We start from the raw sequence: 8,991 nt of genomic DNA on the forward strand, positions 1-8,991 counted from the left end.
CAATATCACGGTAGCTCAGTGCAAACCGAAGGTAATAATACACCGCCTGCAGTACAACACAGGAGGGAAAATGACAACCTTTGAAACGCTCATGAGGACTCATAGTGACGACAAAACAACCAGAGTAGAGTATTAGCAGGAGTGTAAAAGGCTATCACGGCGGGTCAAACTTTGCGACAGAACCTTTAAAGCTGCAGCTAAGCAAGGAGATATAGACGCACAATTTAATTTGGGAATTATGTATTATAAAGGTTATGGCGTTAATAAGAATCGAGTTTTAGCTGCGGTGTGGTCTAATATTGCAGCTTCTCATGGGTTCAATAAAAAACACATTAAATTCTTTAAAATAATTTCAAAAGAAATAGATGTTGAAGGACTTAAAATGTCTCATAAGCTTGCAATACAATGTGTAAAAAGTAATTACAAAAATTGCGACTGATTGGTATCTGTATAGGTTGTAAAAATGGTTGTGTTGCAAATATTTTATTAATTCAAAGCATTACCTTGGGCACAACTATCCGGTACTGTCGCAAATATTTAATTCATTAAAAAAGTGGACAATGCCGATTCGAAATTGGAAAGCGGCGTTAAATCGATTTATGATTGAGTTTGAAGATCGACTTAGACCCTATATTTAAAACTGGGCGGATACACAGAAATATTTACAGGGTCTATTTACAGGGTCCAAACTTTGCGACAGAACCGGCCGTACCATTAAAGGTTTTCTCTCCAATATGTTTTCTGTAAAGGACTACCACCTTCAATCTCTTCACAATATAAACCATTACATACCACTTGGCCTTTAACACTGCTACTGCTCCCAGAAGAGCCTCCACCATTAATTGTTTCAGGTTCTCCTAGAATACCTGTTTGACTTAAGGTAATGTAACGATTGTCCTTATTTAGAGGGTCAGTTGTAGTTGCCACAGCGGCAGCATTTTCCAAGTTGAGCAAATAGCGCCTATTTTGCCCACTACTGGGAGAACATGGATTTGTGGCTGGAGTGACGTTAGGTTGGTAAGACGTAAAAACTATCTTATTCGCGATAGTCTTTGATTTCGCAAGTACTTTTTCTCCACGGGCTTCCATATCAATAAACCAACCTTGCTTAGAGGCTAACGCATTCTTTGCTTCTTCTTGCTCTTCATCACTTCCATCTTGTATTAGGTTGTTTGTTGCATCATACAAATCTGAATTATAAATAATTCTTCTCGTATCTGCCCCTGTTGAAGTATCTTTGTCAGTTATGTAAGAATAATGATCAGGTGCTTTGAAAACATGGGGATCACGAATCATAAAAAAACGGTCAGTAATATCATTATTTAATGGGTTTGCTCGATAACCAGAACCAATACTAATCGCAAGATAAGTTTCTTCACCTCGTGCTCTGATCATTGAAATGTCAGGAGCGTTATAAAAACGACGAGCATCAGTTTTACCTGAACCACTGATTTGCGCAATCATCCCTCCTTTTGCAAAATCAGCTTTTCCAGTGTTTTCTGCATTTATATCAAACCGCCAAATGTGACCTCCCACATCTGCGACAAAAAAATAGTCTATTATACCATCTCCATTGATATCAATAAGTGATGCAGGTGCTGGAAAGCTATAGTCCATTGTAGCAAGATTAAGGTCTGATCCAGTATTTGATGAAAACCATAATAAATTACCTGTGTCAGCATCCACCATATAAATGGCATTACCAATATCGTCTGTAGTAATCAATTCATGATTATCTTGGTCAGGATCATAGCCACCAGTAAAGATAAGCACTTTCTTTTCTACACCATTAAACTTAACTTTTGCGAGCATAGCTTTGGACCAAGTCTGTCCTAATTTAGAAAAGTTCCCTTTCGCTACAGTCTCTGTTGACGTTGAGTTATCAACTCCCCCTTTAATAATCCACTTTAATTTGGGTGAAGCACGGTTTGTGATGTCCAATGCATAGATATTGCGTCCACCTCGGCGCATGCTGACATAAGCATAAACAAACTCCCCTGTATCAGCCGCACCATTATTTGACTGTAATACATCCCTGTCTCCATTTATGTCATTCATCCAAATTGAAATGGGTCCATCAAGACCGTAAACTTTTGTTGGATTATCATCAACCGCTACATTGTCTTTATAAACCTTGAAGTTACCCAATAGTTCTTGTGGAACAAACGCAAACTCCTCTTGTCCATTTATTGTATTTATAGCGTGAAAAAAACCTTCGTTAGTACCAAAATATACGGTTTGATCTACAATAGAGGGTGTTGCACTATTATCTGCAAAGTAAGTTATAATTGTGGGTGAGCTATGTATAGGGTCACCAATCCGTTTATACTGTTCAGTCGTATTACTATTTTCATTTAGGTCTTCTTCATCATAACCTAGTGCCCACCTTAAAATATTCTCGCGCCGAGCATCACTCATAGAAGGACTACCCAGCATATCTTTAGTAATGGCGCTGTTTGTGGTTAGTAGCTTATGATCTGGAACGTTAAGGCTGACATTATTTGGTTTTTCAAGCCCTGTATATGTAAAAAGTATTCGGCTATTAATGCTGGGAAGCTTTGATACCATACCTCCTGCACCTACATCTCCTCCATCAGCAGACGTTGTCCAAAAACTTCTAGCTGTATCTTTAAAAAAGCCATCTTGTACCGCATTGTTTTCAGTTGCATCAACGATTTCAGTGCCTTTAAGCTTATAACGCTTTAAGTTACCAGTCCAACGAGGACCTTTTTCAGGTTTAAACAGTACAAAATAAAGTTCATCACTGTGTTCAAGACTGTTGAAAGCACTGACTGAAACAGAAGGCGATACAAATGATGAGCCTTCAGCTCTTACCTCAGCAATGGCTTCCTTAAGTGCCCCAATAACATCTTTGTAATTATCTGCTAAGTAGAACTTTCCTCCAGAGCGAGCTGCAGTACTTTTCAATAATTTTACTTCAAAGCTATTACTGGCTAACCCAAACCCACCAATTGTATGTGTTTTAATTTTCTGTTCGCCCTCTAACCCTCCAGCCATATCAAAGTTACCCATGTACCAACCTAATTCATCAAGGCAGTTATTCTTGCCTTCAACATGCTTACAATTTTTAGATAGTGCTAAAGGGGCATTCGTTGTAGTTCCAGTTGGTAATACTTTAGATGAAATCAAACTTTTTATTGTTCCATCAGAACTCCCATCGACTGTGGGCTGTCCATCGGTAAAGTAAACAATAGTATTCGACTGACAAGCATCTTTCATTGGAGAAATATAATTGTTACCTGAGTAAGAACTGGAAACACTGTGTGCTGGTTTTGTATTCTTTCCATACACAACACGCCGTCCCGTCATATACTGAAACGCTTCATGTAATACTTCACTTAAAGGTGTGCCGCCATTAGCACCTTGCGCATTAATAATATTGATTAACTTATTTTTTTTGGTATTCGTTGATATATCCTGAACTTCTGCCAATATATAGCCACCTTGATACGCGTTAGGGGCATCAAAGCGCATAATACCCATATTAACATCGTTGTTTGTCCAAATAATCTCTGCAGCTGCATCTTGAACTATCTCAAAACGAGTTAATGCATTATTACTGTAATACTTTGGTGAACCACTACAATCCCATTTCCGGCAACGCTTTCCTGGTGTATGAGGGTTAGTACCATGCACCGTAAATCCAGATTTGTAGTTGCTATCAACCTGTACACCAGCTTTCATACTTCCAGAAGTATCAATAATCAAGAGTACATTTGCATTGACTGTTTTATCTCCAGACGTCGAGGAAACATAAATATCCGTATCATCAGCAAGCACGGAGCTACTGAATAAAGTTAATGTCACAATACACCATAACTTATTCACATTCATGGAAGTACCTATTTATTCAATACTTATTCCAGTCACTTCATTATCTGAAGGATCAATAAATAAAGTGGCAAGTCGGCCTTTGAAGTTATCAAGAATATATAAATTACTTGTGGTTTGACTGTTATAGAGTATCAAAGTTGTAGTCAAATAAATTTCTTCAATCGAACATTCATTACATGATTTTACTAACAATATTTTTTTATCATGGAATTTTTTATAACCTACAATGTACACTTCTCTAGTCTTTTCAATTAAAATCATCTCTGATTGAGCATGCATTATTATTAAGTTAATTACTATAAATGAAAATAGTTTATTTAGACATCGCATATTTTATCCCCAATGTCTGATTTGAATTTGCACCAATATTAACAATGATAATATTTACATTCATATCAAAATTATATCCAACAAAGTCCGTTAGAGAATAACCAGGAGGCGGAAGCCCCTGGTTAATATACTTAATACTGGTGGCGACATTTATTCCTTTTTCTGTATCACCCATTTTTTCTGTTAAGCTTTCTGTTTTAGTTGATGAATTTATCGCATTATTTAGGTAATTTGTTCCTACTTGAAGATCAACAAACTGAGATCTAAGCTCTGCAATTCCTGTTTGGTAAGCTTCTATTTTTTTTGGCTATTTGCGGTCATCTTTTCTTCAAGCATAGTTGTTCTTGATGCAGAAAAGGCAATAACTGTTAAAACAACTAGAATAATTAAACTAACAATTAGTGCTGAGCCATTGTGTTTTTTAATATACATCTTAAATTTGATCCGAGAGTGCATTATTTAAGTTTACGGTTGTAGTATATATGTATCGAACTTGTCGATCAGTAAATGCTAAAGCTCCACTATCAAATAAAATATATTCTCTTTTTTTATTCTCTGCAGCACCAGTCACATTAGCTGCACTAACTAACAAACCGACGCGTACAGATCTAATTTTATTCCAATCAGGTACAGTATCTGCGGTTACATAACGAGTTATAAACTTACCATCAGGTGCAATACCATATAAAATCTGCATATTTTCCACACCATCCACAAGAGGCTGAGATGAAGGACTTGACCAACTGCCTGTGGTCACATTCCATCCTCTACAAAACAGACTACTAATCATTACACTGGATATACTTTGCGTACCAATAGAGTAAACATTTATCACTATATCATCATCTCCAACAGGAGAACCTAAACAGTCAGTATTATTTTCAGGATCTAATTGAATAGCAATGGTATCTGAACTTGATGTGCTGGATACATTCGCTGTGCAAACTGCAGAATCAGGACAATCAGAACCAATAACAAAAAAATCAATTAAATCTCCTTTATCGGGATGTCTATACCCTGCTACCCTAATATCACGAGCCAACACATCAAGAGCAAATCTTTCATTTTCTTGCACTCGAGATAGATCTCCTGTTAAACGGTACGTTTGTGATGATCCTAAAAAAACCTGGAGAATACCTGCTAAAAGAAACAGGCCTAAGACAAGTGCAATCATCAGTTCAATCAATGATAAGCCTATCTGTCTTTTAACAAACATAGATTATAACCTCATATTGATTGCAACAGCTGACTCATTGCTTGAGCTATTGTCTGGAGTTGACCAAGATAAATTAACTGAGATAAGTGATCCCGAACTACATACAACACCATCGGTACTATCAACATCAGTACAAGTTAAACGGGCACTTAATTGTGATAAAGAATCGACCATGTCAGTACGAGTTACATTGGTATACGAATAACCACAAAATAACTCCCAAGCATCAAAAACTGCCATTTGTTTTGCTGTACAGTCAGACGCAGGAGAAATAACCGCATTGGTAGATTTATCAAAATAAGTACTGCATATAGGATTAGGTTTAGTGGCAGATCCACATTTGGTATTAGGAGAGTATTTAGCTACTTCGCTTGCATACCAGTTTCCTTGAGTCCCTTCGGGGTTTGCTCGCATTCTTTCTATTAATTCATGCGCAAGCCAAATTACCTGAGATCGTTGGGAAGACTGGTAGGTATTTTTCATTGAAACTGATTGTAAACCTGCTAAACCTAATAACCCAATACCTATGACTAATACTGTCACTAAAACTTCTATCAAATAATAGGCTAAAAAGTCGAGCATCGCGTTACCATAGTATTTAAATAGCATTTAGTCTTGCCTCTAGAAACTACAGAGTGTCGTTCCAAGTACGCGTGCTTGTCCCATTAAATTAATGGTTATTAAACTACCAAATGACGCTCCACGTTTATCACAAACAGCAATTTGAACTTGACTTGAAATTAAGTTGAGTCTTCCACTACCTGAAAAGCTAATATGTTGATTAACCGATGAATTTGTACTTATGGATATATCTCCATTTGTAGTTCCATAAAACTGTAACTCAGTTAATCCTGAAGGTCCCTGAAAGCTTGTAAGAGCATCATCACTATCATCAATATAAACTGTCCATCCTTGATTCCAATTTGTACCATTTCGTGCGATTCGAATAACTTCATTTCTTTTAATAGCTTCACTACGCGCAAAACTCAAACTTTCAACAACGTTATTCACAACATTTTGCAAGTTATATTTGCGAATCACTCCTTCAAAGGATGGAACGGCAATAGCTAATAAAATCCCGGTTCTGTCGCAAAGTTTGACCCGCCGTGATAGCCTTTTACACTCCTGCTAATACTGTTCTGGTCTAATGGACTTTTTCAGAGTACCAATGTAAAACGGACTAGTCGTTTATCAAAAAAGTATACATTTTGAGAGGGGCAGGGAAGGGCGATCAAAAGTGCTCTCATAAGCTGTGTATCAAATCGTTTCTAAATTTTATGTGAGTCTTATGAGAGTCCGTGAAGATGAGTAAATCCCTAGGATAGGTTGAAAATATCTTAGGTTAGTGCTGTCTTATGATTCCCCCCCTCATACGGGGTCCTCTGGGTTACTGGGTTACACTCCAGTAAATGCTCGCTTCGTCGGGCATTTACTGGAAATTACTGAGCCTGGTGCGCTATTGAATTTGTTAACCTCAGGTAAATACTTTCCCTGAGTATCGTATTAAATCACCAAAAACGTGAGTAAACCCAGCGTGCTAGCTCCCCCTAATACCACCGTACATAACAATTGAGTTTGCTGAAGCTGTTGCTGGCTGACATAGTGTCCACATGTTAACCGCTCATGTTGATTGAATAACAAGGGCATCAAGTAAGCACCAAATACCACAAAACTTCCTGAGATGACTGTCATCAGTACGGCAGCCAAAAAGCGTGGCTCAGAAAGAGACAAAACAATAACTGAAGTCATCGCAGCCGTTGCTGTTAAGATGATACAGCCTTTAACAAGGTATTTTTCAGATAAAAGTATCGATTTTAACTCAGTGGATAATCGTTCAAAGTATTTAGGGAAAAACAGGACAGCCAAACAGGCTGAGATGAAGGTCAGTAACAGACTTAGCGTTGATACTAAAAAGCTCATTGGACGTCTCCCTGCTCAGAATTGATGAAAACGTTATCAACCATCAAAAAAGCGGTGTATCTGTTTATAATTTATACAGATACTGAGCACATTGATCTAACTCGTATATGTACTTATGTTCAGGTTTTGCGGGGTAATCGTGCGTTAGTTATTGACAATAATGTGATGAATATCGCATCAGGTAAGAGTAATGATAAGTCATTGACTCTGCTTATGGGTATTCATTAGATGCGGTAAGTTGGTGTGTGAGGATAGTGATGAAGCATTACCTTGTTTATACAACATAACAGGGTAATATTTTTATGTTTATACCCTGTTTTTCTTTTAAATTAACTCATTTATTGGTATAAACAGGGTATTAATTTATCTATATTACCTTGTTTATGAAATCACTCACAACAGACTATCTCAATAAGCTTTATTTAAGCCTTGAACAAACCGCTATGTTGAGGGCCATCGGCGAGCATAAAGGTAGGCAGATTCTCTATGCTCACCAAAAAGCGGACGTTCTGAACTCATTGCAAAAGGTTGCACTGGTTGAGTCCAGTGAATCATCTAACCGTCTTGAAGGTATCATTGTTTCCACAGAACGAGTGAGAGACTTGGTGTTACACGATAGTGCCCCTTGTGGTCGATCAGAGCAGGAAGTTGCTGGTTATCGTGATGTGCTGGAGCTTATTCATGAGTCAGCACACTACATGCCGCTTTCATGCAATGTGATTTGCCAGGTACATAATCTTATTTATCGTTATCTGCCACAGGATGGTGGGCGCTGGAAAGCGATGGATAATGATATTGTAGAGAAAAGCCCAGATGGACGTGTTTTGCGGGTTCGTTTCCAGACAGTCAGTGCTGTTGAAACCCCTATGGCTATGGAGCAGTTAGAGCTGTGTTATAAGGAAGTGATGAGTTTGTATGATGCGTTGGTGATTATTCCCTTAACCATTTTAGATTTCTTATGTATTCACCCATTTTCTGATGGCAATGGTCGAACAGCTCGTTTGCTTACACTGCTTCTGTTGTACCAAGCGGGCTATGAGGTTGGTAAATTCATTAGTTTAGAAAGGGTGTTTGAAGAAACCAAAGACGACTACTATGCCACGCTAGAGCGAAGCTCACAGCACTGGCATCAAGGGATGCATGATCCTAAGCCTTGGCTTAATTATTTTTGGGGCGTGCTGATTCGGGCTTATAAAGAGTTTGAAGGACGGGTAGACCAGATTGATTTCAGCACGTCAAAAGGCAGTAAATCACAAATGGTGAAAGCTTATATTCTTGACCAAATAAAGCCTTTTGCTATTTCTGATATTGTCAATAATTTACCAGGGGTTAGCCATGAAACGATACGTAATGTTATTCGCGAATTAAAAGCAGAGGGTATTGTCCAGTTAAAAGGTAAAGGCCGTGGTGCTAAGTGGGTTCGGGTATAATCTTTATCTTTAAAACCATAGTCGACATGCTTGCAGAACCAAGCTCTTCGTATACGCTTAACTCCTCTATGACTGCATTCACTAAGTCGCTCTGGACTCTAAGGCACATTTCGGGTTCTGTCGCAAAAATTATTTAGCGTAAAAACAATCTTATTTTGGACACACTTAGCCTGCTAATGAGCAGAATTGTTCAAAAAGTGTTTTGTCTCTTGTCTCAGGGTTTGCCTGCGACGTTTTTCT

Annotated in this window: 11 protein-coding genes; 3 read left to right on the forward strand and 8 right to left on the reverse strand. The window is 38.0% G+C overall.

Features of this window, described 5'->3' with window-relative positions; translation table 11 throughout:
* Positions 1–211: 211 nt before the first annotated feature.
* On the forward strand, positions 212–439 hold the full coding sequence (locus ACQ96U_RS26675; protein ID WP_431724338.1) for a hypothetical protein: 228 nt from the start codon (positions 212–214) through the stop codon (positions 437–439).
* A gap of 275 nt (positions 440–714) precedes the next feature.
* Here ACQ96U_RS26675 and ACQ96U_RS26680 read toward each other — a convergent pair whose 3' ends face one another.
* From ACQ96U_RS26680 to ACQ96U_RS26715, 8 genes are all read right to left on the reverse strand, one after another.
* Positions 715–3,855, reverse strand: coding sequence for a pilus assembly protein (locus ACQ96U_RS26680; RefSeq protein WP_431724328.1), 3,141 nt, complete (start codon positions 3,853–3,855; stop codon positions 715–717).
* Positions 3,856–3,867: 12 nt separating this feature from the next.
* Positions 3,868–4,002, reverse strand: a complete 135-nt coding sequence (locus tag ACQ96U_RS26685; protein WP_431724329.1) for a hypothetical protein — start codon at positions 4,000–4,002, stop codon at positions 3,868–3,870.
* Between the two features lie 166 nt (positions 4,003–4,168).
* The gene (locus ACQ96U_RS26690) at positions 4,169–4,360 is read right to left on the reverse strand and encodes a hypothetical protein (RefSeq protein WP_431724330.1); all 192 of its coding nucleotides are present in this window, start codon (positions 4,358–4,360) and stop codon (positions 4,169–4,171) included.
* Positions 4,361–4,479: 119 nt separating this feature from the next.
* Positions 4,480–4,641: a pilus assembly PilX family protein gene (locus ACQ96U_RS26695; RefSeq protein ID WP_431724331.1), complete on the reverse strand. Its 162-nt coding sequence runs from the start codon at positions 4,639–4,641 to the stop codon at positions 4,480–4,482.
* Entirely contained in the window at positions 4,619–5,401 is a 783-nt protein-coding gene (locus ACQ96U_RS26700) for a PilW family protein (protein ID WP_431724332.1), read from the reverse strand. The genes ACQ96U_RS26695 and ACQ96U_RS26700 overlap by 23 nt, the downstream gene beginning before the upstream one ends.
* A gap of 3 nt (positions 5,402–5,404) precedes the next feature.
* Positions 5,405–6,010, reverse strand: coding sequence for a type IV pilus modification protein PilV (pilV, locus tag ACQ96U_RS26705; protein WP_431724333.1), 606 nt, complete (start codon positions 6,008–6,010; stop codon positions 5,405–5,407).
* 12 nt (positions 6,011–6,022) lie between these two features.
* The gene (locus tag ACQ96U_RS26710; protein WP_431724334.1) at positions 6,023–6,412 is read right to left on the reverse strand and encodes a GspH/FimT family protein; all 390 of its coding nucleotides are present in this window, start codon (positions 6,410–6,412) and stop codon (positions 6,023–6,025) included.
* Between the two features lie 492 nt (positions 6,413–6,904).
* Positions 6,905–7,321, reverse strand: coding sequence for a hypothetical protein (locus ACQ96U_RS26715; RefSeq protein ID WP_431724335.1), 417 nt, complete (start codon positions 7,319–7,321; stop codon positions 6,905–6,907).
* 24 nt (positions 7,322–7,345) lie between these two features.
* Here ACQ96U_RS26715 and ACQ96U_RS26720 point away from each other — a divergent pair, with 24 nt between their 5' ends.
* Together ACQ96U_RS26720 and ACQ96U_RS26725 are read left to right on the forward strand one after the other, a co-directional pair.
* Complete coding sequence (locus tag ACQ96U_RS26720; RefSeq protein ID WP_431724336.1) at positions 7,346–7,549, forward strand: hypothetical protein; 204 nt, start codon at positions 7,346–7,348, stop codon at positions 7,547–7,549.
* A 155-nt stretch (positions 7,550–7,704) separates the two neighbouring features.
* On the forward strand, positions 7,705–8,751 hold the full coding sequence (locus ACQ96U_RS26725; protein ID WP_431724337.1) for a Fic family protein: 1,047 nt from the start codon (positions 7,705–7,707) through the stop codon (positions 8,749–8,751).
* Positions 8,752–8,991: the final 240 nt, after the last annotated feature.

Source organism: Zooshikella sp. RANM57 (assembly GCF_050749885.1).
Lineage (GTDB): Bacteria > Pseudomonadota > Gammaproteobacteria > Pseudomonadales > Zooshikellaceae > Zooshikella.